Here is a 23,454-nt window from a genome sequence, read left to right on the forward strand (position 1 = left end):
CGTTAATGTGAACGATATGACCGGCAGTAGTAATAACATGCAAATTTAAGATCAGTAATATATTATAAGACAGGGAGTAGGAAAGCGAGCCTGGGGACGGACAGACGGTATTTATTTATTGCTTATTCCCGAGATTTCTTCGTCACCCATAGCCGAAGGCTGATATCTGATATCCGGCAGCTAACAGCTAATGGCCAAAAGCCATTCTCCCGGTCACATACTATTTGCACATCCCCGGCCTTCTCCCTATCTTAGTGCCGATGGATAATTTTATAGTGTCAGCGAGAAAATACAGACCCGCAACGTTTGAAACAGTTGTAGGTCAGCAACATATCACGAACACCCTTAAAAACGCTATAAAAAACAATCAGCTCGCACAGGCATTTTTATTTTGCGGACCTCGTGGCGTCGGGAAGACGACGTGCGCGCGTATCCTGGCAAAGACCATCAATTGCCAGAATTTGAGTGCAGAAACGGAGGCATGCGGGCAATGTGATTCGTGCCGGTCTTTTCAGAACGGCAATTCATTCAATATTCACGAGCTCGATGCTGCATCTAACAATTCAGTTGATGACATCAGAAGCCTGATTGAGCAAGTAAGAATACCTCCGCAAGCCGGAAAATATAAGATCTATATTATAGATGAGGTTCACATGCTGTCGCAGGCAGCCTTTAACGCCTTTTTAAAAACACTTGAAGAACCTCCCTCCTATGCCATCTTCATCCTTGCTACGACGGAGAAGCATAAGATACTGCCAACAATCCTTTCACGTTGTCAAATCTTTGATTTTAACAGGATCAGGGTGGAAGACATGGCAAGCCATCTTTCATCTATCGCTCAGAAAGAAAACATCGCATTTGATGGTGACGGCTTACATCTCATTGCCCAGAAAGCAGATGGGGGGCTAAGAGATGCTTTGTCTATGTTCGATCAGATTGTCAGCTTCTCAAACCGCAATGTCACGTACAAAGCGGTTATTGATAATCTGAACATTCTGGATTACGATTATTACTTCCGCATCACAGACAGCCTGCTTTCCGAGAACATCGCAGAAAGCCTGCTTATTTTTGATGAGATCCTGGTAAACGGATTTGACGGGAATAATTTCATCACAGGGCTGGCCTCGCATTTCAGAAATTTGCTGGTTGGGAAAGACGGAGCTACGCTAAAACTACTGGAAGTAAGTGAAGGCATCCGGCTCAAATATCTTGAACAGTCGAAAAAGACTTCCGCTTCTTTCCTTTTGTCAGCTTTAAATATTACGAATCTGTGCGATCTGAATTATAAGAACAGTAAGAACCAGCGATTACAGGTGGAGCTCTCACTTATTAAGATCTGCCATATTCCATCGGCGTTAAATTTGTCAACTTCTGCTCTCGCAGAGGTACAAAAAAAAAAACCTGATACCTCAGGCATAGACAGTCAAACGGCGCCCCAGGAAAGTACACAGCAAGCAGTTCCTGTTTCCTCTTCTCCTGAAAGGCCTGTCGCTGAAAAACCGGCAGCGGCTCCTCCTGCAATTCCTTCAGCAGGAACACAACCGACGCCAGGCCCTGCCAGCAATGCAGCAACGTCTTCGGCTCCTCCACCCGCCGTACCACCCAAAATAGCCATCAAACCATTGAAAGCTATTCCGTCTATTATTCCGAATCTTAATGAGATAAGTTCTCCATCCGCTGTAGCCGAAGACGACTCGCCTCAATACATTTCAGGAAGCAGTAAAAAACCATTTGATGCGTCAAAACTCCTGCTGGAATGGAATGCCTATGCAGAAGAAGTAAAAAAACAGAGCAAAATTAACCTGTTTACATTGATGACATCCAATGCCCCTTCTCTTTTAGATAACTACCAGATAGAGGTCATCATTGAGAATAAGATCCAGGAGAACCTTTTAAGCATTGAGAAGATCGACCTACTTAACCGTCTCCGGGTAAGGCTGGAAAACTTTTCAATCGATGTCATCACACGCTATGCTGAAAAAAATGAAAAGAGAAAACTCTACACTGCACATGAGAAATACCTTCATATGGTAGAGAAAAACCCGCAGCTTGAAGAATTCAGGAGGAGGTTCAACCTTGAAATTGGCTAAAATTCACGATTTAAGAATGGAGCCGAACAGCGTTTGTATATTCACCGACGCTGTTCGGCTCCCCATATTACTGGGCGATAGTAATCTGCAGATCTCCTATCGTAAATCCTAATCTCAACCTTACTAGCTGAGATATTCATTGTCTTCAGAATCGGCTGCATCGTTTTTAGGATACCCCTCCTCATCAAGATCATCGCGGTCGTCTTCAGCAGTACGGGCAAGTTCTTCGTCGAGATTACTCAGTTTAGTGATCTTTCCACTATCGATGTGCATGCCATATTCGTCGATCTCCGGCTCGATGTCGTCATTTACCCTCCTGTATTCGTCTACAGCAGTCAGATTGGCTTCGTCGTAATCGGAATCGAAGTCAGTCCCGTTCTTTGCCGCTGTATTATATGGATCCGGATGATCGTAATCTTCATCTTCACTCCTGACGTCAATTTCAAAGCTGTCATCTTCCTCATTAAAAGAAAGATCTTCACGTCCGGCGTCTGCCCCGTCTTCTTTCATCCTTTTATCGCGGTCCAGGTTCTCGTCATTAAACCCGGGATAGAATTTATTATTTCCATTCATGACATTCAGATTTATCTGCATATAAAAGGAATAATAATGGTTAAATGTTTGTAATAATGTGATTGAAATCGGAGCAAACACATCTGTCTGTACAAAACTTATTTAATAAAAACGCGCTTTAAAGGCAGAAGAGAAGGGTCTCGGGTATTTTACAGGTATTCCCTTCTGAAATTGCATACAAAACAATTTCATCTTAGTTTATATATTTGGAGAAATCAGAACTATTACCCAAACAAAATTCAATTATGTCTATACAAAAAATCAAAGTAACCAACCCCGTAGTAGAGCTTGATGGCGATGAAATGACCCGCATCATCTGGAAATTTATCAAAGACAAACTTATTCTTCCATATCTTGATTTGGATATCAAATATTATGATCTTGGGATAGAGCATCGTGATGCAACAAACGATCAGGTTACCATTGATGCTGCCCATGCAATCAGAGAGTACGGTGTAGGGATCAAATGTGCGACAATTACGCCTGATGAAGCCAGGGTAGAAGAATTCGGACTTAAACAAATGTGGAAATCACCTAACGGTACCGTGCGTAATATTCTCGACGGCACCGTTTTCCGTGAGCCTATCGTGATGAAAAATGTTCCCCGTTTAGTTCCTAACTGGACGGCTCCGATCTGTATCGGCCGTCACGCTTTTGGCGACCAGTATCGTGCTACCGATTTTGTCACTAAGGGAAAGGGAAAACTGACTATAACGTTCACTCCTGAGGATGGAGGAGAAACTCAGAGTTATGAGGTGTTCAACTTCAAAGGTGACGGTGTCGCACTTGCTATGTATAATACGGATGAATCAATAAAAGGCTTTGCCCGTGCCTGCTTCAACCAGGCATTAATGAAGAAATGGCCTTTATATTTATCCACCAAAAACACCATTTTAAAGAAGTACGACGGCCGCTTCAAAGATATTTTCCAGGAAATTTATGAACAGGAGTTCAAAGCCGAGTTCAGCAAAAACGGACTTACTTACGAACACCGTCTGATCGATGATATGGTGGCTGCTGCACTTAAATGGAACGGCAATTTCGTATGGGCATGTAAAAACTATGATGGAGACGTTCAGTCTGATACAGTAGCTCAGGGTTTCGGTTCACTGGGACTAATGACCTCTACCCTTGTGACGCCTGACGGAAAGACAATGGAAGCTGAAGCTGCTCACGGAACCGTTACCCGCCATTACCGTGAATATCAGAAAGGCAATCCTACGTCTACTAATCCAATCGCTTCTATCTTTGCCTGGACAAGGGGACTTGAGTTCAGGGGTAAGCTTGACGGTAACCAGGAGCTTATTGATTTCTGCCATACACTTGAGAAAGTGTGTATAGAAACCGTAGAAAGCGGTAAAATGACCAAGGACCTCGCTATTACTATCAAACCAAAGGTTGAGCATGGTACGGATTATCTTTATACAGAAGAATTCCTTGAAGCAATTGACCAGAATTTAAAGGCCAAACTGGGATAAGAAAATTTAAAGATAAGGTAAATGAAAAAGGGTGGCACAATGGCCACCTTTTTTCTTATTGATACAAGCCGTTTAATGTAGACTTAAGAGTAGTGACATCTGAAGATGAGGCCTTTGAACTGCCCGAGAACAGGGTTTTAGAGCTTTCAGCGTGTCCATAAAAGTCGGCAATAGCTGCATTATCAATCTCTAATGCCGCTCCGCTAAGGCTGATTCCTGCAAAAAGACCTTTGCTTCTTGAATAAGAATACACCTCTGCCTCCAGCTTGGAATCTGTACTGGCAGTTGAGCTCCGCCCAAGAGGACCCGCGGCCACTGAAATATCCCCCCCTAGCGTAAACGAAGACTTGGAGATATTCAGCAATGTCTCTTTATTTTTGAATATCAGGACCAGATCAACAGCCTGAACCCCTGCCTGAAAGCCAAAGCTCCCTCCTGTAAGAGTTACAAATACGGGATCACTCCATTTGCCGCTGGCGTCTTTCACCATTGCGAGACCTTTACCCCTTTTTCCTCCCACAACAAGCCCTGCATTTATCATCTTAGGGATAATAATTATACCTTCTGTCATTTCCAGCAACTGAGACGGAATTGACTCTTTCATCTTTCCAAATTCCTTCAATACTGTTATGGATGCCTGGATCTTTCTGACCTCTTTCTCCTGCGCATTTGCAGACAGGCTAACTGCAAAGGCAGAAATCAAAAGTGTAACTGTGATAAATTTTCTAACTGTTTTCATATTTCAACTTTAATAAAGAACGGACATATTAAAAACACGGCCGCTTTGCTTATGATGCTAAGAACGCATATTTAACCCGAACCCGGATAATATGGAGAACATAAGCCTGAATAATTAACAAAATTTAACATTCAGATGTTGTTATGCTGGCTAAGCTTTTACCGTATAATCATAAACAACATAATAAAGCTATGAAAGTTATACTAAGAAACCTGTTTGGAGTAATATTGACAACCCTTATATTAAGCTCCTGCGCGTCCCGTAAAGACCAGGCAGCTGCCGGTCTGGAAGGAAGAAAATGGAACCTCGTATCGGTTGGAGGGAAGCAGGCTGGTGCAGCAAATGCATTTATCCAGTTCGGAAAAGAAGCAGGAAAGATCAATGGAAAAGGGGGGTGTAATGGATTTGGGGGTACTTATTCCGGCGATGGTTCCAAGATCAAAATAGAAGGGATCATAAGCACCAGAATGGCCTGCGACGATCTGGATACCGAAAATGCTTTTTTCAGGGCACTCAGAGCTGCGGACCGTTACAAAGTGCAGCAGGATACCCTGTATCTATATGAAAATGACATTCAATTAGCCGTATTGAAAGGCGCACCTCTGTAAGCTTATTACTATCTTTGGTGATGTTTGAATTATTGCACCAGAAGATGCTTGAAAAGGTAAGCATAACGGCTGAAGAATTCGAGATCTGCAAGCAATCGTTTACCGCGAGAAAACTGAGAAAACATCAATACTTTTTGCAGCAGGATGATATTGCCAGGTATACCGCTTTTGTTATCGAAGGTGCTTTGAGAATGTTCGCTTCGGGCGAAAAAAAACCGGGAGAACTGACCATTCAATTTGCTTTTCAGGGCTGGTGGATCAGCGACAACTATAGTTTCTTTTCAGGTGAGCCATCAGTTTATAACATAGAGGCTCTGGAGGATTCCTCTATCCTTGTGATCAGTAAACAAGCGTGGGAGGAACTGTTCGACCGGGTTCCCAAAGTTGAGCGATATTTCAGAATCCTCCTTCAAAACAATTATGTCGCGACACAAAGGCGCCTCGTAAGCACCCTTTGCCAATCGGCAGAAGAAAAATACCAGACCCTGATTAAAGCGCAGCCAGACATTATAAAACGTGTCCCACAACATATGATCGCTTCGTACCTGGGAATCACCCCTGAGACATTAAGCCGGATCAGGCGGCAAACAGCTCGTTTAAAATAAGAAATGGCATTGATCTGGATCAATGCCATTTCTTATTTTAAATCAATGCGCAGAAGATCTTGCTTACTTAATTTTGTCTTTAGAAAATAACTCATAAACAAAGACATGAAAAAGATCATTTTATCGGCTGCAATTCTTTTCGCCGGCTCATCTCTATTTGCTCAGACAAACTGGTCTGCAGACAAAGTACATTCGACAGTAAAATTTTCTGTACCTCACCTGGTAATATCGGAAGTTGAAGGACAATTTAAGACCTTTGATGGCACTATATCAGCCAAAACTGCAGATTTTAATAATGCTGCCATTACTTTTAACGCAGACGTAAAAAGCCTTGACACGGAGAACAGCGACAGGGACAAACACCTTTTGGGAAGTGACTTTTTCGATGCTGAGAAATACCCCACTATGTCTTTCAAAAGTACTTCTTTCAAAAAGGTAAGCGGCAATAAATATGTTCTGACCGGCAATTTAACTCTCCATGGCGTTACAAAACCAGTAAAGTTCGACGTAACCTACGGAGGTATTGCGAAAGATGGTTATGGTAACACAAAAGCAGGATTTAAAGCCACTGGTGTTATTAAGCGCTTCGATTACGGACTAAAATGGAATGCGCTGACTGAAGCTGGTGGTGCAACTGTCGGCAATGAAGTGACCCTCAATCTCAAATTGGAATTTACCCAACAGAAGGGATAATTTAAAAAGGTGAGTCTAAACACATGTTATAGAACAAAGCCAGAACCCGCTTCCAGCAGGTTCTGGCTTCATTTATCGATATTGGTTATATGAAATCCTCTATTTTAAGCAATATTACCAGGGATTTAAAACCTAATGATGAAATCATGCCGGCGTTATTTATTGGTCACGGTTCACCAATGAATGGTATTGAAGATAATGATTTCAGCCGCAACTGGCACAAGCTGGGACAGGAGATTACCAAACCAGCTGCCGTTCTGGTGATATCCGCCCATTGGTTTACCAGGGGAACAAGAATCACAGCAATGGACTCGCCTCCTACTATTCACGACTTTGGAGGCTTTCCGCCTGAACTCTTCGCGGTACAATACCCGGCTCCCGGAGATCCTCAACTTGCTGCAGAAACTGCCCGCCTTGTACATTCGACAGAAATCGTGCAGGATCACGACTGGGGACTGGATCACGGTGCATGGACAATTGTACGGCATATGTATCCGGAAGCCAATATCCCTGTATTGCAGATGAGTATTGATTTCACAAAGCCGCCTCAATATCACTATGACCTGGCTGCAGAACTGGCAGACTTAAGAAAAAAAGGCGTTCTGATTATGGGCAGTGGAAATATGGTGCATAACCTGAGGATGCTGTCGTGGGAAATGATAAATGGCGGAGGTTACGACTGGGCGGAAAGCATGAACGACAAATTTAAAGAACTGATTACCTCTGGCAACCATAAAGAACTTATCGGATACGAGAAACTGGGAAGAGAAGCGTTGATGGCTATTCCTACTCCGGAGCACTATCTGCCACTTCTTTATATTCTCGGACTGAAAAAGAGCAATGACAAGGTATCTTTCTTCAATGACAAAGCTGTCGGAGGCTCCCTTACCATGACATCAGTTAAGTTCTCGCAATAAAGGACTTCACAAATTACATTTTACATATTTTTTTCAACCTTTTCACATTCTTTTTGTATTTTAAGGCCAGAAAAGCAAAATCAACTTACTCAGTTTGATCATGTTCCGGCTAATAAACAAAAAAGAAGGGTTATTATTTACCGCAATTACCTTTGCTGCTACGCTGGGCAATCATTCGATTCCTTCAAACCTGCCGGATCCCGGAAAAGACAGCGTATTTCACAGTTTTAACAGCGTTCGTCATATAGTTCATACACCCGCTTATTACGACAGAGAGTTCCTCGAAAAACTTAAATCTTTCAAAGAAAACATCAGAATAAAAGACAGTTGTATAGTTGCAGGGAAGGATACTGTATTGTTTCCGCGCACTCTCCAGGCTTTTAAAACGTATACTTTTACTGCTGCTTCGGGAGAAAAGCAATACCGGCTCACCCTTAAAAGAAAAAACTATACCACGATTGTATTCAGTTTCCAGAGCGACCTACCAGGTAAAACAGGTCATACTGAGGCCGGAGAGGCAGTGCTCGATCCTTTTTTCTTTAACGGAACAAATGCATTCGATGATCTTGAGACCGGGGAAATTTTCCCCGCCTATGAATACATCAGAAAGAATTCACAGCATTTTTTAAGTATACATTGCTGTGTAGATCCGGATGATGAGGGACGTTTAAGGGCTGTCGTTGCTTTTCATCCCAATCCCTACCCGGTAAAAGAACGAACATCTCCGATCCTCAAGACCGCAAGCAAGACACAGTTGTAAGATCCTCACGGAAGGGGAGACCGGAACGCCGGAAAAATTAAATCCCCAAAATATAAGCTGTTGACTTGTAATAAAAGATTCGTATATTGCAAGCCCTTGATTATAAACCATGAAGATGAACGGAGGTGTTTTAAAATTACGGATCTTTTGTCTCTCTGCAATACTATTATTTCTGACAGGCTATGTATGCCGGGCTCAATTCCCTTCTGATTCATCGGTAATGGAAGGCGGGCTGGCGGGACAGGTACTCGCTTCGGCAAAAGAGCACAAGAACAGAACGATCTACACCACTTTAAGTCCGAAAATTATCGACGCTACGCCTGACAAAAATTTAAGCCAGGTGGTTACTGATTACGCAAGATCAAAAATGAACTGGAGCCTGAGCAACGAAATTGAAGTTCTGGCAAACGAGAGTGACATAGTGCGATCAGTTTATATTATTTCGCAGATAGAAGCAGAAGTCAACACAGGAGGGTTTAAGCAGCTGTTTTCGGGAAGTGCATCTAAGCTCGGCGAATTAGGAGAGACCGCTTTCAGGGCCATAAACGCCCACTCGTTTGCTGAAGTTCTCAAAAAAGCTACCACTTTATATCACCAGGAAGGGCTGACCGACAAATTTAAAGACCTGGATGAGCAGTTCTACTCACTTTATGATAAAGAAGACCTGTGTAAGCTCAGGGTAAATTATATCAGAAAGAACAAAAAGGCCTTTAAAGCCAGCTAAGTTATTTAACATATATTTCTACATTCGCAATCTCCCTGTTAATTTTCAAAAAGAGAGATATGCCTGCTTCCAAACACACTCATGCGCCTGCCCTGCTTGTAATACTGGCATTTGCCACTGTCTACATCGTATGGGGATCCACTTACTTTTTTATTCAAAAAGCGGTACATACTCTTCCTCCCTTTTTAATGGGAGCAATAAGGTTTATAACGGCCGGCATGATCTTGTTCGGCTGGTGTGCTTTAAAGAAGGAAAGACTCTTCAATCCACAACATATCAAAACAGCGGCAATAACAGGTATCCTCCTGCTTTTTATCGGCAATGGAGCGGTGATCTGGGTTGAACAATTTATGCCCAGCGCCATGGTTGCAATAATGGTTTCTTCTGCGCCCGTCTGGTTCGTTCTGCTGGATAGGCCCAAATGGTCTGAAAATCTGAAAAGCACCAGCACTCTCTCCGGGCTGCTGGCTGGTTTTGCGGGCGTTATACTTCTTTTCTGGAATGAGATCAGCAGCTCCTTACATTCGGGCAATCAGCAACAGAAGCTTTCCGGTTTGTTGTTGCTCGTTATTGCATCAGCAGCCTGGTCGGGAGGCTCTTTATATTCGAAATACAGATCAGAAGGCGGATCTTCAACTGTCAGTACATCCTGGCAGATGATAGCAGCCGGGCTTGCTTTTTTACCCTGCAGCATTTTCTCGGGAGAGTTGACGCATACAAGATGGGAAAGTGTTTCAACCGAAAGCTGGCTGTCTCTTTTATACCTGATATTAATGGGGTCCATCGCGGCATACACTGCTTATGTGTGGCTTTTACAGGTCAGGCCGGCTACACAAGTGAGTACTTATGCTTATGTCAATCCTGTCATTGCAGTCTTGTTAGGAGTGCTTTTTGCGAATGAAAAGGTATCGTGGGTACAGATTGCGGGGCTTGTTATTATCCTTGGAAGCGTGTTGATGATCAATTTAGCCAAGTACAGGAATAGCAGGAACTAAACTCTCATGCTATTGACAAGCCCTGGCCAGCCATTACCGTTTAAGCCTGACTGCCTTCATCAAATCTTCATAAAAGATTTTATTCTTTGCAGAACAATAAACTCATCATATATATATCTTTTTTTTCAGGGCTGGATTTTGCTAGCCAGCCCTGTTATTCTTTATCTTTCTTTTCGACTGATTTCTTTAACCTTCCACTTTCTTTCAGAGCTTTGTGAAGCATCCATTCAATCTGGCCATTCACACTCCGGAATTCATCTGCCGCCCACTTCTCAATTGCCTTCATTGTTTCTGCATCTATCCGTAATGCAAATGACTTTTTTTCCCCCATAAAACTACTGATGTAATGTTCCGGTGTTAACTACAGGCTGAGTTTCACGATCGCCGCAAAGTACCACCATTAAGTTACTAACCATTGCAGCCTTCCTTTCTTCATCCAGCTCAATGATCTGCTTTTCTGAAAGCAAAGATAATGCACTGTCGACCATTCCTACGGCTCCCTCCACGATTTTATGCCGGGCTGCAACGATAGCAGAGGCCTGCTGACGACGAAGCATAGAATGAGCTATTTCCGGAGCATAAGCGAGATAAGCGATCCGGGCTTCAATAACTTCAATTCCTGCAATTTCCATTCGTTCCGCAATTTCCTGTTCTAATGCATGATTGACATCGTCAAAATTGGTGCTGAGCGTTATTGTAGCTTGCTCATCTTCGAAATGGTCATAAGGGAAACTTCCGGCTAATTTTCTGACAGCCGAATCTGTCTGAACCTTAATAAAGTTCTCATAATTGTCGACTTCAAAAGACGACTTGAACGTATCTCTTACTTTCCATACCAGAATCACACTGATCAGGATTGGATTCCCCATCTTGTCATTTACCTTTATCTTCTCACTTTCGAAATTGCGGGCTCTTAAAGATATATTGATCCTTCCGCAAAATGGATTAACCCAGAAAAGCCCGTTTTTATTGACACTTCCTTTATAATCCCCAAAAAGCAGAAGTACAGCCGCATTATTGGGACTGACGATTAAAAGCCCCTTGACAACGAGAATAAATAAAGGAATCAGGATAAAACAGATGACCTCCGGACGCCTGTAAAAAAGAAAGGCCGTCACTAACGAGACTATCAGAAAAGCGCCCAGCATCAGATAACCGCTTGCTGCAGATACTATTTTTTCAACTTTCATGTCAATATATATTTGATATCATTTCAATATCAAATATAAAACAAAAAATTATTTCAGGAAGGTTTAAAATATTTTTTCACCTATGAACTGCCAAACGAATTATGCTCTTCCCGTGTTAGGAATTAAGATCATATAAAGACTGACAGATTAAAAAAACAAACTCATGGCAAAATTCAAATTTGGAGACAAGGTGATTACCCCTGACGGTAAAGCAACCGTTGAAATGGATCAGGAAGAAGGATCTGAAGATGTAAAAGTGCAGGTGCAGGGAGAAGATAGTTTTAAGATCTATCCGGCAGAAGAACTGTCATATGACAATGATAAAGACTACGACCAGTGATATAGTGATAAAGGAACAGGATCTGCCAGTGCAGATCCTGTTCCTTTATTAAATTGCTTTAGCTTTCTCTTTCAGCCAAAGCCGTTCTTCTTCGTTTAGCAGGGGTGATAATGTATCGGCCACCCACTGATTGTATCCGTTTAACCAATGGATATGATAGTTCTGGAGCAGATCCTTTTTTACCAGCCTGGTATCTATAACACAGAGAGTGAGGGTTTCAAAAGTATAGAACTCTCCAAATTCATTTACGGTATCGCGGACAGCAAGAACCAGGTTTTCTATCCGGATCCCGTATTGCAGAGGCCGGTACAACCCGGGTTCCACAGATGTGATCATACCTGGCACTATTTCGACCGGGAGATTTGACGGATTAAAAACCTGCGGGCCTTCATGCACATTTAAGAAATATCCAACACCATGGCCTGTGCCGTGCCCGTAATTAAGCGCATGATCCCAGAGGGGCTTTCTTGTTATTGCGTCAATCTGGTAGCCTTTAGTAGTTTTAGGAAAACGGGCCGTAGAGCCATCTATCATTCCTTTCAATACCAGTGTATAATCAGTCATCTCATCTTCAGAAGGGTTTCCGAGAGAGATTACACGCGTGATATCAGTAGTTCCACGCTTATACTGCCCACCAGAGTCAAGCAGAAAAAGCCCTTCGGCACGCAATTCCACATTACTCGAAGGGGTCGCTTTATAGTGAGGCAATGCCCCATGCTCTCTATAACCGGCAATGGTGTCAAAACTTTCTCCGACAAATTCTTCCTGCGCTGCCCTGAACTGGTAAAGCTTCTCTCCTACCGATATCTCGGTTAACGAAGATTGTCCGATATTTTCTTCAAGCCATTTAAAGAAGCGCGTCAGCGCGACTCCGTCCCGAACCATTGTCAGGCGGGTATTCTCAATCTCCACTTCATTCTTAACCGCCTTGAAGTTTGTACTTGGATTGGTGTCGAGTATTACTTTTACCTTTTTCGGCAGCTTTCTGAACAGGGAATAGCAATTTTTTTTAGGATCTAGTAGTATGACCGAACCTGAAGGGATAGCCTGCAGTTCCTGTGAAATACGGCTATACGGCACTAATTCCACACCCCAATTGGCGAACTTGCCTTTTTCCTCTTCACTCAACTTCGATTCGTCTATGAAAAGTATTGCTTTTTCTTCTGTTATCAGCGCAAATGCAAGTACTACAGGATTACATTTCACATCACTTCCTCTTACATTGAATATCCATGCGATATCATCCAGGGAAGAAACCAGATGAAAACCTGCCTGGTATCTTGCCAATGCAATCCGGATCCGGGCGAGTTTTGAAGGAACGGACTCGCCGGTTATTTCATCAGGAATTATATATGCCTCTTTTTCGGGGAGCGCCGGACGATTTTCCCAGATACTGCTTAAATAGTCCTTTTCACTGTTAATTTCAATTCCCGCAAATGTCAGCTCCTGTTCAAGCAGAGCGGAAAGCTGTACCGAGATCAGATCTCCGTCAAACGCCACGACAGCTCCCTCCGTCAATCTTTCAGTTAGCCAGCTGATATATTCCGGCATTGCCTGTGCCTGTAATTTCACCAGTTGAAATCCACTCCCCTGCAGTTGTTCTTCTGCCTGCACAAAATATCTTGCATCTGTCCAGAGCCCTGCAAAATCGCGGGTAATTACAAGAGTTCCGGCCGATCCGGTGAACCCGGAGGTAAAAGCAATACATTTATACCTGTCAGGTACATATTCACTTATATGGGGGTCGGCAGAAGGGATAATATAAGCATCGACCTCGTCTTCCTCCATTTGTCTGCGTATTCCCGCAAGTTTATCCAGAAATGTCATGTTGTTTGTTTTTTATAAAGAACCGGCAAGTTACAAAAAAGCTATTTGGTATCAGCGGGCATTGGTTGGCTTTTCACCGGGGTTTATATTCTAATTCCCTGCACTTGATATCAAAGACAGAGGGGTTAACAGTAATAACCAAAACCCGATAGCTTTTACTACTTTAGAGCTATGTTTAAGCAACTGGCAAAAAAAGAGGAACACGGCTTTGAATGGCTGGACTTATCGCAGCCTGAAAATGAGGAACTGAAGCAAATTGCAGAGAAATACAACTTACATGAAGCGTCTGTTCATGACTGCCTTCAGCCGGACCATCTTCCGAAGTATGAAGCTGTAAATGGTTACTGCTTCATCATCTTTCGTATTTATGCGGACCAGCAGTCTATGGAAGCAGATACAGTGCAGGAGCTTACAGACAAAATCGCGATCTTTTTCTCTGATAAATATATTATAACCATACACCGCCAGGAACAAGGCTTTGTCAACAGCATCGCAGACCTGTTGCAAACTCAGAAGCTCAAATCGACGCGGCAGCTGCTGAACATACTTATTAAATATTGCCTTCAGACATACGATGCTCCCTCTGCCAAACTTGCAAAGGATATTGATTATTACGAAGAATGTGTGTTCCTGAGAAGCAGAAAGGTTCCATTACTGAAAGGACTTTACTACCTGCGCAGAAAAATTGACCTGGTGAGAAGAATGCTGATCCTCTCGTATGATATCATTGATAATCTTGACACGGAGGATGAAGGAAATGTGAACACCCGCGATACCCGGGACCTATACATTAAACTTCAGAATGTTTACGATAGCCTATATGACAATATCAACCAGCTCCTTAACGCCTATTTTTCCACCTCCTCCCAAAGGACGAATGAAATCATGAGGGTCCTTACCATTTTTTCAGTATTCTTTATGCCGCTCACATTCATTGTCGGCATTTATGGCATGAACTTTAAATACATGCCGGAACTTGATTGGCACTTAGGTTATCCCGCTGTTATGCTTTTGATGGTGATTATCACTATTGCTGTATTTATATGGTTTAAGCGGAAAGGCTGGCTATAGAGGAGTCCATCTGGTAAAACTAATATGAACCCGGCTTGTATGTAAAGTATCTACATTGAAAAACAAGCTATATGAAAGTCATAATTATAGGTGCCGGCTTTGCCGGACTTGATCTGGCGCGAAAACTCAACAACAGAGAAGGGATTGAGGTACTGCTCATTGATAAACTCACATATCATCAATTTCAACCATTGTTTTACCAGGTTGCCACTTCAGCACTTGAACCCAGCAGTATTTCATTTCCCATACGGAAGGTTTTCCACAAAAGCCCTAACGTGCGGATCAGGATAGCACGTGTTAAGTCAATTAACCATTCTGACAATCTGATCGTCACAGATACTGGTTCATATGCCTATGACATCCTGGTAATTGCGACCGGCGCAGACACCAATTATTTTGGAAATGACAAGCTTGCATCAAAAGCTCTTCCCATGAAGTCAACGATGGAAGCAGTAAAACTGAAGAACCATCTGATAAACAAATTTGAAGATGCATTAGAGATCACCGATCCTGCGGAGCGGAAAAAGTTCCTTACAGTAGTTATTGCCGGAGCGGGGCCGACGGGAGTAGAACTGGCAGGTGCTATTTCAGAAATGCGGAAAAATATGCTGCCTAAGGATTATCCTGAACTGGATTTTAACATGATGGACATTTACCTGCTCGACGGACTTGAGAGACCTCTTTTTAACATGAGCCCCGAGTCGGGATCAGATGCCTCAGGCTATCTTAATGAGCTTGGGATTATACAAAAGATGAAAACCATCGTTAAAGATTATGACGGGGAAAATATCCTGCTCGGGGACGGAAGCGTTATCCAGTCAAAAACACTAATTTGGGCAGCAGGTGTAAAAGGCAACGTCCCGAAAGGACTTGATCCGGATCTCATCATAAAAGGCAGGATTAAAGTAGACAGATATAACCGTGTCCCGGGGACCTCCAACATCTATGCGATAGGCGATATTGCAGCCATGGAAACCCCGCTTTATCCTAAGGGACATCCGCAACTAGCCAGTGTAGCAAAATCGCAGGGCAAATTTCTCGGAAAGAACCTGATAAGGACAAGTATGGGAGAACCTATGCTCGAATATGAGTTTGAAAACAAGGGCACCATGGCGACCATAGCACGCGGGCGGGGAGTCGTCGACATGGAGAAGCCATTTAAAACACATCTTAATGGGGTGCTTGCGTGGATCACCTGGATGATGCTGCACGCCTCATTATTATACGGAGGAAAGAACCGGGTGATTGTCTTTGTAAACTGGCTATATAAATTGTTCAGCTTCGATCAGACACTTCGGCTTGCCGAACGATACTACTCCCTGATCAGTGATGAGCATCTCGAAAAAATAAAAAGCGAAGATTGCCAGGAAGCCGAACAAAGAGAAAAAGCACAGATGTGATCAGGTACGTAGCCCCTTTAATTGTTCTTTCAGCCTGCTTTGCAGGTCGGTTTCCAAATTTCCTGTGTTGTCTTCCAGGATCCACTCCCCTTCAGAAGCCCGGAAACTGGCCAGATGTTCGCTATTAGAGAATACCTGATAAACGTCAGAATCTCTTTCCGTTTTCACTATGTAATCGGCGAATGTACCGTCCGCTAACATCACCTGTATATCAAATTGCTCAGTCATAATTCAAATTTTAGAAGATAACCAAGAGGGAGCGTTTATGTTTCACAACGCTCCCGTATATTAAATAAGGAACCTTTAGGTTGCAGTGAACTCCCATTCACAATAAGAATGAAAAAAACATAACCGCCAAGAAAATCATTGATCTAAAACAGCCCTGAAAAAGAAAATGAGACTACTGTAGTGGATGAAGGTCACTGTACAGTCTTACTGCACAAAATCAAGAACATCGGCTGCACGTATTTTTACGGGTATCGATATTCCTGTCCCCGCTTTTTACATTTTCTTACCTACTGTTTTCTAATTAGTTAATAAAAAACAACATTAAATTGACCACATTGGCACAGCTTTAGCATAATAGTTAACATCAACATTAAACTCAGCGATTATGAAAAAGAACATAAACATCAACCAGATTGATAATTTAACAAGAAACACAGACAAACAACTTATGCAAATGCTGATGGCCGATCTCGAAAGCATGAGAGGCAAAAAGAATCAGAGTTCTTCAACAGACGCCAGAAGCAAACAAGCTGCATAGACACTATATATCATCTACCTATGAAAAAAGGGGAACCTGCACAGGGTTCCCTTTTTTGTTTTCCATCTTTCCGGCTGTTCACGTTTTCATGCACCGATTACTAACAAAATAACTATACTTGCATTGCTTAATTAAAACAATCATGTCGCAACTTTATCCCTTCAAATTCAGAACAATATTTAAAGACAAAATCTGGGGCGGAGAGAAAATCCGCACTTACCTGGGAAAAGATTATTCGCCACTTCCCAACTGTGGTGAAACCTGGGAGATCTCGGGCGTAAAATCAGATGTTTCAGTGGTTGAAAACGGACCTCTTGAAGGTCAAAGTCTTGCTCAACTACTCGAAGTACACAAGGAAGACCTGGTGGGAAAATCTGTATACCAAAGATTCGGAAATGAATTTCCTCTCCTGGTCAAATTCATTGATGCCAATGATGATCTTTCTATCCAGGTTCATCCTGACGACGAACTGGCCAGAAAACGCCATAATTCTTTCGGAAAAACTGAGATGTGGTATGTAATTGAAGCAGATCCGGGTGCTACACTTATTTCAGGCTTCAATCAGCCCGTTGATGAAAAAGTGTATCTTGAAAAGCTGAACAGCGGCAAACTTACCGATATCCTGAATAAGGAGAAAGTTGCATCCGGCGACGTCTTCTTTTTGCCTGCCGGCAGGGTGCATACCATCGGGAAAGGTCTGCTTATCGCAGAAATACAACAGACTTCAGACATTACTTATCGTATTTACGATTTCGACAGGGTGGATGATCAAGGAAATAAACGTGACCTTCATACAGAAGAAGCTCTTGCTGCTATCGATTATAAGTTCTACGATCAATATAAATCTTCTTACGACAAGAAGAAGAATGAACCTGTAGAAGTAGCAAAATGCCCCTACTTCACAACTAACATCCTGGATTTTAGCCAATCTGTTTCGAGAGACTACAGCTCCTTCGACTCATTTGTCATTCACGTCTGCGTGCAGGGATCTTATACCCTAAAGTATGACGGAGGGGATCTGAATGTTCAAATGGGAGATTGTATTCTTCTTCCGGCGACCATCGGTAAAGCCGGCCTTGAAACGTCAACAGGATTTAAAATCCTGGAGAGCTACATACAGGAATAAGTTATAAGTAGTATTTATAAGTGGTAAGTTTTGGCACCCTCAACTTATTCTTATAACCGGTTTCACGAGTACTAGCCTGGCGGTAAGTTCAAATGTTCTGTCTTGCCATGGAGAATAAAACATTCATATAAGCGTATTTTGCTGTATTCACTAATAAGAGAATACTTCAAAATATGCTTTATTTGAAATACCTTCTTATCAAAGTAAATCTGATAATTCACGAAAATCAGCTATTTACGTTCCGCCTTTAGTGCGGCGCGCCGGGCTTCCCTGCAAGTTTACACTTACCTGTCTGACAAATAGAATAAAATACCGAAATTTCCTGCCCTTTAAATTGAACGAACTTGATAAACCGCTTAATATATTTTTTTTCAATCGTTATTCTCTCAGTAGCCACGCCAAGGGCACTTTATGCGCAGAAACCGGTTATATTAAATGATAAACTTGATCAGCACATATTCCAGTTTAATGAAATAGAAATATTTGAAGATCCGTCCGAAACCCTCACTCTTGCGCAGGTCAAGGAAAGACATTTTACCCCTAGCACTACAAGTACACCGCAGACCACCAACCTCCGTTCAGCATACTGGTTTAAGATTAAGATCGATGGCAATAGTATGAAGGGGAACAGGCATTTTCTGCTTGAATTCTTTGACCAGACAATTGATGAGATAACAGTTTTTATTCCGGATAGATCAGGAAGATATACCTCAAAAGTGCTGGGAGATAATTACCGGTTTCAGCAAAGAGAAATTATTCACAAAAACTTCGAAATCCCTATTGAAAATTTAGAAGGAGAACAAACTTATTATTTTAAAATTAAGTCGTGGCAAAGAGCCGACATCATTATCGTTCTGAGGTCTGTTAACTGGTTCATTCATTATGCACTCGACGAGTATTTCTCGTTCGGTATCTTTTATGGAATGATCCTCGTCTTCAGCTTCTATAATCTTCTCATGTTCTTTGCCATAAGGCAAAAGCAGTATTTGTATTACGTTCTCTATATCTTGAGTATAGGCCTGTATGAAATGTCTACAGATGGTATTGCTTACCAGTATCTATGGCCCGCCTTCCCTGAATGGAACCAATATGCTTTTGGTGTTGCCTTGTTCCTGGTGAGTACCTTCTCTCTCCTGTTTACAAAAGAACTGCTCTTTGTTAAAGCAAAGGCGCCATCTTTAAATAAGCTTTTAAATGTACTGATCATTCTTGGGGCTATCTACTTCACCGCGGGCATGGTCATATACCGGCCCTTATTCAACTATAAATTTTTCGAGTTTATCCCGCTGTCGGCAGCATTCTATACAGGCATTCATATCTGGAGAAATGGATATCGTCCGGCCCGCTTTTTTGTTCTTGGATACGGTTTCCTTTTCCTTGGTTTCTCACTGAAGCTTCTGATCCTTTTGAGTGACGGATCACTCAATATCGGCGTCTTAAGTTACTACAGCCTTAGCCTGTGCTTTATAATTGAGATGATCCTCCTCTCTTTTGCAATTGGGGATAAGGTCAGGATCCTTAAACATAAAAAAGATAAAGCTCAGCGAAGGATCATTCTTCAGATGAAAGAGACGGAAAAGCTGAAAGACCGGGTTAATAAAGAGCTGGAGACCCAGGTACAACATCGCACCCGGGAAGTTGTGGAGAAATCAGCGATCATTGAATCTCAGAACGAAGATCTCAAAGCCATGAATTTAATGCTCAAAGAGCAGGCAGAAGAGATCTCGCGGATGAACGTACTGCTTGAACAGGACAATATTGAGCTGCAGACAAACATTGAGAAAGTCAGCAGGGCAAGGGTAATGTCGGCGGAAGTCGATTTTACAGAGTTCAGCAGGATATACCCTGATAATGAATCATGCTATAAATTTCTCTCCGAATTGAAATGGGAGAAAGGATACACCTGTTCTAAATGCGGATCTGCAAATTATTTCAATGGTCATACACCATACAGCCGCAGATGCAGTAAATGCAGTTATGAAGAGTCGGTGACCACTAATACCATTTTACATAATACAAGGATCCCGGTCAACAAAGCGTTTTATATGATCTTCCTGCTCTATTCTACAAAAGGAAAAATATCATCACATAAACTTTCGGAAATTCTCGGAATCAGGCAGAGTACTTGCTGGGCCTATAGCAGCAGGATAAAAAAGATCATGGATGAGCGAAAGAAAGAAATAAAAAATGCGGGGGAAAAAGGGTGGAGTAAACTAGTGCTCGAATAGATCCAGCCTGGTTTACTTTGAATAACTTTTCCTGACACTGGTAAAACTCCCGGTCTCTTATGCTTTTTCTTCTCTCCGGCACCAGGTAAAGAACCGTATCAGAATGCTTCATGATTAGGCTATTCAAAAGCCTCCGCTCCTTGATTATCAGGAGAAAGAGCGCACTGACACAAAGGTACCGAAGCGTATCAAACAAAACACAATAGCCTAATAATCAGATATTTACTTCAAATATTTTTCCTGATTCACTTGGAATTATCACTTCAAAGCAGATAACTTTGCTCAACCAGTTATATCGGAGAGACCAGTTAAGTCATCTAATTATTGTTATTATGAAAAAAAGACTATTACTTTTTATTTCTTTCATTCTGTTAGGATGCACAGCATCACTGGCACAGAATATAACCGTCCGGGGGACGGTTAAGGATCAGAAAGGAGAATCCCTTCCCGGAGTATCCCTGAAGGTTAAAGGATCCACCCAGGGGACGTCAACGGGAGTTAACGGAGACTATACAATAAATGTCCCGGGCAACGGGATTCTTGTTGTGTCCTATGTAGGTTTCAAAACTATGGAGGTTCCCGTAAACAACCGTACGACTATCAATTTAACACTTAGCGAATCCAACCAGCAATTGGATGAAGTTGTAGTGGTAGGATATGGTACGCAACGAAGAGGGGATGTTACCACGGCCATATCTTCTGTCAGCACTAAAGACATAGAAGAACGGCCTATCGTACAAGCGGCACAGGCTTTACAGGGAAAAGCAGCTGGGGTGCAGGTGTCGCAACCCTCAGGAAAACCGGGACAAGGGCTTTCGATAAGGGTCAGGGGAGCCACATCTATCCAGGCTGGAAATGAACCTTTGTACGTGATCGACGGGGTACCTACTATGGACAGCCGCGATTTAAATGTCAATGATATTGCCAGTATTCAGGTCCTGAAGGATGCCTCCTCTGCCGCCATCTACGGTGCAAGAGCAGCTAACGGGGTGGTGATCATTACCACGAAAAGAGGTAAAGCGAATGTATCAAACATCAACTTCAGTGCCTACTACGGAACCTCAGAACTGGCAAAGAATATTGAAGTATTAAATGCTGACCAATATAAAACTCTGTTAACGGAACTCGACCCTACATCAGTACAGAATCTTTCGTCGTCTGAAGTAACAGACTGGACCAAAGAGGTGTTCGGTACCGGTCACAATCAGAACTATCAGTTGTCATTTCAGGGAGGGACAGACAAAAGCCAATATTTTGTCTCAGGCGCTATTACGAAAGATGAGGGAATTGTTAAGCCCGCAAGGTATAACCGCTACTCATTCAGAGCTAACCTTGATAATCAGGTGAAAGACTGGTTTAAAATCACATCCAATATCAGTTATTCGAATGCCAACATCAGGGATGTAAAAGATAATGACAACGCCGGCAGAAATGCTGTCGTACTTGGTGCTCTTGGTACTCCTCCTAATATCGGAATCTACACCACTGATGATAAAGGCAGGACAATATACACTCAGAACCCTAACAAAAGCGGCTGGGATAATCCTTTAGCAGCCATCTATGGCCCGACACAAGGAACTTTAGACAACAGAATTTTTGGGAATGTGACAGGAGAGTTGTCTCTGTTAAAAGATTTGAAGCTCAAATCCAACTTTGGTATTGACTATTTTAATCATAAATGGGACTACTATTTAGATCCGGTTATGACAACCGAAGGGAGGAACGATGGGAACCATGGCCTGGCAAGGTCGGATAAATCGAATAATTTCACCTACCTGTGGGAAAATACATTGAATTATGAGAAGAAATGGGATAAACACTCGCTGTCGGCTTTAGGGGGGATCACCATTCAGAAAAACAAATACAATCAGTCGTATATCGAGGGTAAAGACTTCCCGGACGACAATACCGTCAAAACGATTAATGCGGCTAATATTATCTCTAACGCCTACACAAACGAAAGCGCCTGGTTCTTAAATTCCTACCTGGCGAGAGTAATGTACAACTTTGACAGCCGCTATCTTGTAACAGTGAACTTTCGTGCAGACGGTTCTTCTAAACTTGATAAAAACAATCAATGGGGCTACTTCCCTTCCGTATCTGCGGGATGGAGAATTTCCTCAGAACCATTCTTTAAAGTTAAAGCTATTAACGATTTAAAATTAAGGTTAGGCTGGGGGCAAAACGGGAATGTTGAAGGACTGAGCAACTATGCATCTCTGGGACTTAATACATTTACGCGCCACTCTTATGAATCAGGCGAAAAATACAGGGGGCCGAACATCAATCCGCCCACAAAAATGCCAAATCCCGATCTGAAATGGGAAACTTCGACTCAGTCAAACATCGGGATCGATGTTGCTTTCTTAAATTCAAGACTGACGTTTACGGCAGATGCTTATATCAAGAAAACCAAAGATCTGATACTTACGGTGGCACTTCCTGATGCGAGCAGCTACCGGGATGGAATTGACAGAAATTCAGGGAAGCTTGAAAATAAGGGATTGGAATTCCTGATCTCCTCTGTAAATATCGACCGTCCGGGTTTTAAATGGAATACCGATGTCAACTTTTCTCTTAACAGAAATAAGATTACAGAACTTCAGTTGCAGGGACTTTACCGCTACGCTGCTGTTGAGGGAAGAGACTATATAATCGCTTTGGAAAAAGGAGTTTCTCTAGGTTCATTTTACGGCTATGTCGCAGAAGGAGTTAATCCTGAAACTGGAAACATGGATTTTAAGGATCTCAATAACGACGGATCAATCACGCCAGGAGACCGTACTTATATTGGCTCTGCGCAACCAAAGTTCATTTATGGTTTAAATAATGATTTAACTTACAAAAACTGGAATTTTTCCTTCCTGTTCCAGGGATCGCAGGGAAATAAGATCTTCAACGCTTCCAGAATCGAAACCGAAGGTATGTATGATACCAAAAACCAGTCGACAGAAGTGTTAAGAAGATGGACAGAAAATAACCGGAATACTGATATTCCGAAAGCAGACTTCGGACAGGTGTCTAACTCCAGGGTTTCTTCAAGATTTGTGGAGAATGGATCTTTCTTAAGAATGAAAAGTGCGACACTGTCTTATAATTTTGAAAAATCACTCATCAACAGGCTGAAGATGAATAAGCTTACTGTCTACTTCACTGCTCAAAACCTGTTTACAATTACCAATTATAAAGGGTTTGATCCTGAGCTCAATGCTTTTGCCAGCAGCAATGACAACCGTCCGACAGGCACTACTTTGGGTATAGACTATGGAACTTATCCTTCTGCAAGGACATTTATTTTAGGCGTAAATGTTACATTATAATTAG

At 42.4% G+C, this 23,454-nt stretch carries 22 protein-coding genes; 16 read left to right on the forward strand and 6 right to left on the reverse strand.

The genetic code is table 11. The features are described from left to right. Positions 1–260 precede the first annotated feature (260 nt). Positions 261–2,090, forward strand: coding sequence for a DNA polymerase III subunit gamma/tau (locus DDR33_RS18555; RefSeq protein WP_109417306.1), 1,830 nt, complete (start codon positions 261–263; stop codon positions 2,088–2,090). A 123-nt stretch (positions 2,091–2,213) separates the two neighbouring features. Here the strand turns inward: DDR33_RS18555 and DDR33_RS18560 are convergent, their stop codons facing one another. After that, entirely contained in the window at positions 2,214–2,684 is a 471-nt protein-coding gene (locus tag DDR33_RS18560) for a hypothetical protein (protein ID WP_238387859.1), read from the reverse strand. Between the two features lie 224 nt (positions 2,685–2,908). Between DDR33_RS18560 and DDR33_RS18565 the strand changes: the two genes are divergently transcribed. After that, on the forward strand, positions 2,909–4,141 hold the full coding sequence (locus tag DDR33_RS18565) for an NADP-dependent isocitrate dehydrogenase (protein WP_109417307.1): 1,233 nt from the start codon (positions 2,909–2,911) through the stop codon (positions 4,139–4,141). Between the two features lie 55 nt (positions 4,142–4,196). Here the strand turns inward: DDR33_RS18565 and DDR33_RS18570 are convergent, their stop codons facing one another. Then, on the reverse strand, positions 4,197–4,880 hold the full coding sequence (locus DDR33_RS18570; RefSeq protein ID WP_109417308.1) for a lipid-binding SYLF domain-containing protein: 684 nt from the start codon (positions 4,878–4,880) through the stop codon (positions 4,197–4,199). Between the two features lie 191 nt (positions 4,881–5,071). Between DDR33_RS18570 and DDR33_RS18575 the strand changes: the two genes are divergently transcribed. The 7 genes from DDR33_RS18575 to DDR33_RS18605 all read left to right on the forward strand — a co-directional run bounded on the left by DDR33_RS18575 (position 5,072) and on the right by DDR33_RS18605 (position 10,182). Beyond that, positions 5,072–5,488, forward strand: a complete 417-nt coding sequence (locus DDR33_RS18575; RefSeq protein ID WP_158280805.1) for an META domain-containing protein — start codon at positions 5,072–5,074, stop codon at positions 5,486–5,488. Positions 5,489–5,508: 20 nt separating this feature from the next. Further along, positions 5,509–6,093 carry a Crp/Fnr family transcriptional regulator gene (locus tag DDR33_RS18580; protein ID WP_109417310.1) on the forward strand — a complete coding sequence of 195 codons (585 nt, stop codon included), beginning with the start codon at positions 5,509–5,511 and terminating at the stop codon, positions 6,091–6,093. A 105-nt stretch (positions 6,094–6,198) separates the two neighbouring features. After that, a complete protein-coding gene (locus tag DDR33_RS18585) occupies positions 6,199–6,786 on the forward strand; it encodes a YceI family protein (protein WP_109417311.1) in 588 nt (195 codons plus the stop codon). A gap of 89 nt (positions 6,787–6,875) precedes the next feature. Continuing rightward, positions 6,876–7,703 carry a 4,5-DOPA-extradiol-dioxygenase gene (gene ygiD / locus DDR33_RS18590; protein ID WP_109417312.1) on the forward strand — a complete coding sequence of 276 codons (828 nt, stop codon included), beginning with the start codon at positions 6,876–6,878 and terminating at the stop codon, positions 7,701–7,703. 100 nt (positions 7,704–7,803) lie between these two features. Continuing rightward, on the forward strand, positions 7,804–8,463 hold the full coding sequence (locus tag DDR33_RS18595; protein ID WP_109417313.1) for a hypothetical protein: 660 nt from the start codon (positions 7,804–7,806) through the stop codon (positions 8,461–8,463). Between the two features lie 109 nt (positions 8,464–8,572). Continuing rightward, positions 8,573–9,187 (forward strand): DMP19 family protein, encoded by a 615-nt coding sequence (locus tag DDR33_RS18600; RefSeq protein ID WP_109417314.1) that lies wholly within the window; start codon positions 8,573–8,575, stop codon positions 9,185–9,187. 59 nt (positions 9,188–9,246) lie between these two features. Then, the gene (locus DDR33_RS18605; protein ID WP_109417315.1) at positions 9,247–10,182 is read left to right on the forward strand and encodes an EamA family transporter; all 936 of its coding nucleotides are present in this window, start codon (positions 9,247–9,249) and stop codon (positions 10,180–10,182) included. A 154-nt stretch (positions 10,183–10,336) separates the two neighbouring features. On the opposite strand, the gene DDR33_RS18610 is transcribed toward DDR33_RS18605, so the two are convergent. Beyond that, a complete protein-coding gene (locus DDR33_RS18610; protein ID WP_109417316.1) occupies positions 10,337–10,513 on the reverse strand; it encodes an Arc family DNA binding domain-containing protein in 177 nt (58 codons plus the stop codon). 4 nt (positions 10,514–10,517) lie between these two features. Then, positions 10,518–11,372, reverse strand: a complete 855-nt coding sequence (locus tag DDR33_RS18615) for an SPFH domain-containing protein (protein ID WP_109417317.1) — start codon at positions 11,370–11,372, stop codon at positions 10,518–10,520. Between the two features lie 163 nt (positions 11,373–11,535). On the opposite strand from DDR33_RS18615, the gene DDR33_RS25950 reads away from it, so the two are divergent. After that, on the forward strand, positions 11,536–11,712 hold the full coding sequence (locus DDR33_RS25950; protein ID WP_158280806.1) for a hypothetical protein: 177 nt from the start codon (positions 11,536–11,538) through the stop codon (positions 11,710–11,712). Positions 11,713–11,760: 48 nt separating this feature from the next. Here DDR33_RS25950 and DDR33_RS18620 read toward each other — a convergent pair whose 3' ends face one another. Then, the gene (locus DDR33_RS18620) at positions 11,761–13,539 is read right to left on the reverse strand and encodes an aminopeptidase P family protein (RefSeq protein ID WP_109417318.1); all 1,779 of its coding nucleotides are present in this window, start codon (positions 13,537–13,539) and stop codon (positions 11,761–11,763) included. Between the two features lie 171 nt (positions 13,540–13,710). Here DDR33_RS18620 and DDR33_RS18625 point away from each other — a divergent pair, with 171 nt between their 5' ends. Together DDR33_RS18625 and DDR33_RS18630 are read left to right on the forward strand one after the other, a co-directional pair. Further along, positions 13,711–14,610, forward strand: coding sequence for a magnesium transporter CorA family protein (locus tag DDR33_RS18625; RefSeq protein WP_109417319.1), 900 nt, complete (start codon positions 13,711–13,713; stop codon positions 14,608–14,610). A gap of 71 nt (positions 14,611–14,681) precedes the next feature. Next, complete coding sequence (locus DDR33_RS18630) at positions 14,682–16,010, forward strand: NAD(P)/FAD-dependent oxidoreductase (protein WP_109417320.1); 1,329 nt, start codon at positions 14,682–14,684, stop codon at positions 16,008–16,010. Here the strand turns inward: DDR33_RS18630 and DDR33_RS18635 are convergent, their stop codons facing one another. Continuing rightward, positions 16,011–16,238, reverse strand: a complete 228-nt coding sequence (locus DDR33_RS18635; protein ID WP_109417321.1) for a hypothetical protein — start codon at positions 16,236–16,238, stop codon at positions 16,011–16,013. It abuts the gene before it with no gap. Positions 16,239–16,623: 385 nt separating this feature from the next. Between DDR33_RS18635 and DDR33_RS25955 the strand changes: the two genes are divergently transcribed. The 4 genes from DDR33_RS25955 (at position 16,624) to DDR33_RS18650 (ending at position 23,450) form a co-directional block, all read left to right on the forward strand. Beyond that, positions 16,624–16,776 carry a hypothetical protein gene (locus tag DDR33_RS25955; RefSeq protein ID WP_158280807.1) on the forward strand — a complete coding sequence of 51 codons (153 nt, stop codon included), beginning with the start codon at positions 16,624–16,626 and terminating at the stop codon, positions 16,774–16,776. Positions 16,777–16,918: 142 nt separating this feature from the next. After that, on the forward strand, positions 16,919–17,902 hold the full coding sequence (locus DDR33_RS18640; protein ID WP_109417322.1) for a type I phosphomannose isomerase catalytic subunit: 984 nt from the start codon (positions 16,919–16,921) through the stop codon (positions 17,900–17,902). A 344-nt stretch (positions 17,903–18,246) separates the two neighbouring features. After that, positions 18,247–20,130 (forward strand): 7TM diverse intracellular signaling domain-containing protein, encoded by a 1,884-nt coding sequence (locus tag DDR33_RS18645; protein ID WP_109417323.1) that lies wholly within the window; start codon positions 18,247–18,249, stop codon positions 20,128–20,130. A 332-nt stretch (positions 20,131–20,462) separates the two neighbouring features. Then, complete coding sequence (locus tag DDR33_RS18650; RefSeq protein ID WP_109417324.1) at positions 20,463–23,450, forward strand: SusC/RagA family TonB-linked outer membrane protein; 2,988 nt, start codon at positions 20,463–20,465, stop codon at positions 23,448–23,450. The last annotated feature ends 4 nt before the right edge of the window (positions 23,451–23,454 follow it).

It is taken from the genome of Pararcticibacter amylolyticus (assembly GCF_003130405.1).
GTDB classification, from domain to species: domain Bacteria; phylum Bacteroidota; class Bacteroidia; order Sphingobacteriales; family Sphingobacteriaceae; genus Arcticibacter; species Arcticibacter amylolyticus.

Excerpts from the sequence above, each read along its gene's own strand:
- DDR33_RS18560 (WP_238387859.1), bottom strand. The coding sequence starts at position 2,684 with ATGCAGATAAATCTGAATGTCATGAATGGAAATAATAAATTCTATCCC.
- DDR33_RS18600 (WP_109417314.1), top strand. The coding sequence starts at position 8,573 with ATGAAGATGAACGGAGGTGTTTTAAAATTACGGATCTTTTGTCTCTCT.
- DDR33_RS18595 (WP_109417313.1), top strand. The coding sequence starts at position 7,804 with ATGTTCCGGCTAATAAACAAAAAAGAAGGGTTATTATTTACCGCAATT.
- DDR33_RS25950 (WP_158280806.1), top strand. The coding sequence starts at position 11,536 with ATGGCAAAATTCAAATTTGGAGACAAGGTGATTACCCCTGACGGTAAA.
- DDR33_RS25955 (WP_158280807.1), top strand. The coding sequence starts at position 16,624 with ATGAAAAAGAACATAAACATCAACCAGATTGATAATTTAACAAGAAAC.
- DDR33_RS18615 (WP_109417317.1), bottom strand. The coding sequence starts at position 11,372 with ATGAAAGTTGAAAAAATAGTATCTGCAGCAAGCGGTTATCTGATGCTG.
- DDR33_RS18585 (WP_109417311.1), top strand. The coding sequence starts at position 6,199 with ATGAAAAAGATCATTTTATCGGCTGCAATTCTTTTCGCCGGCTCATCT.
- DDR33_RS18650 (WP_109417324.1), top strand. The coding sequence starts at position 20,463 with ATGAAAAAAAGACTATTACTTTTTATTTCTTTCATTCTGTTAGGATGC.
- DDR33_RS18620 (WP_109417318.1), bottom strand. The coding sequence starts at position 13,539 with ATGACATTTCTGGATAAACTTGCGGGAATACGCAGACAAATGGAGGAA.
- DDR33_RS18575 (WP_158280805.1), top strand. The coding sequence starts at position 5,072 with ATGAAAGTTATACTAAGAAACCTGTTTGGAGTAATATTGACAACCCTT.
- DDR33_RS18605 (WP_109417315.1), top strand. The coding sequence starts at position 9,247 with ATGCCTGCTTCCAAACACACTCATGCGCCTGCCCTGCTTGTAATACTG.
- DDR33_RS18625 (WP_109417319.1), top strand. The coding sequence starts at position 13,711 with ATGTTTAAGCAACTGGCAAAAAAAGAGGAACACGGCTTTGAATGGCTG.
- DDR33_RS18635 (WP_109417321.1), bottom strand. The coding sequence starts at position 16,238 with ATGACTGAGCAATTTGATATACAGGTGATGTTAGCGGACGGTACATTC.
- DDR33_RS18630 (WP_109417320.1), top strand. The coding sequence starts at position 14,682 with ATGAAAGTCATAATTATAGGTGCCGGCTTTGCCGGACTTGATCTGGCG.
- DDR33_RS18610 (WP_109417316.1), bottom strand. The coding sequence starts at position 10,513 with ATGGGGGAAAAAAAGTCATTTGCATTACGGATAGATGCAGAAACAATG.
- ygiD (WP_109417312.1), top strand. The coding sequence starts at position 6,876 with ATGAAATCCTCTATTTTAAGCAATATTACCAGGGATTTAAAACCTAAT.
- DDR33_RS18580 (WP_109417310.1), top strand. The coding sequence starts at position 5,509 with ATGTTTGAATTATTGCACCAGAAGATGCTTGAAAAGGTAAGCATAACG.
- DDR33_RS18555 (WP_109417306.1), top strand. The coding sequence starts at position 261 with ATGGATAATTTTATAGTGTCAGCGAGAAAATACAGACCCGCAACGTTT.
- DDR33_RS18640 (WP_109417322.1), top strand. The coding sequence starts at position 16,919 with ATGTCGCAACTTTATCCCTTCAAATTCAGAACAATATTTAAAGACAAA.
- DDR33_RS18565 (WP_109417307.1), top strand. The coding sequence starts at position 2,909 with ATGTCTATACAAAAAATCAAAGTAACCAACCCCGTAGTAGAGCTTGAT.
- DDR33_RS18570 (WP_109417308.1), bottom strand. The coding sequence starts at position 4,880 with ATGAAAACAGTTAGAAAATTTATCACAGTTACACTTTTGATTTCTGCC.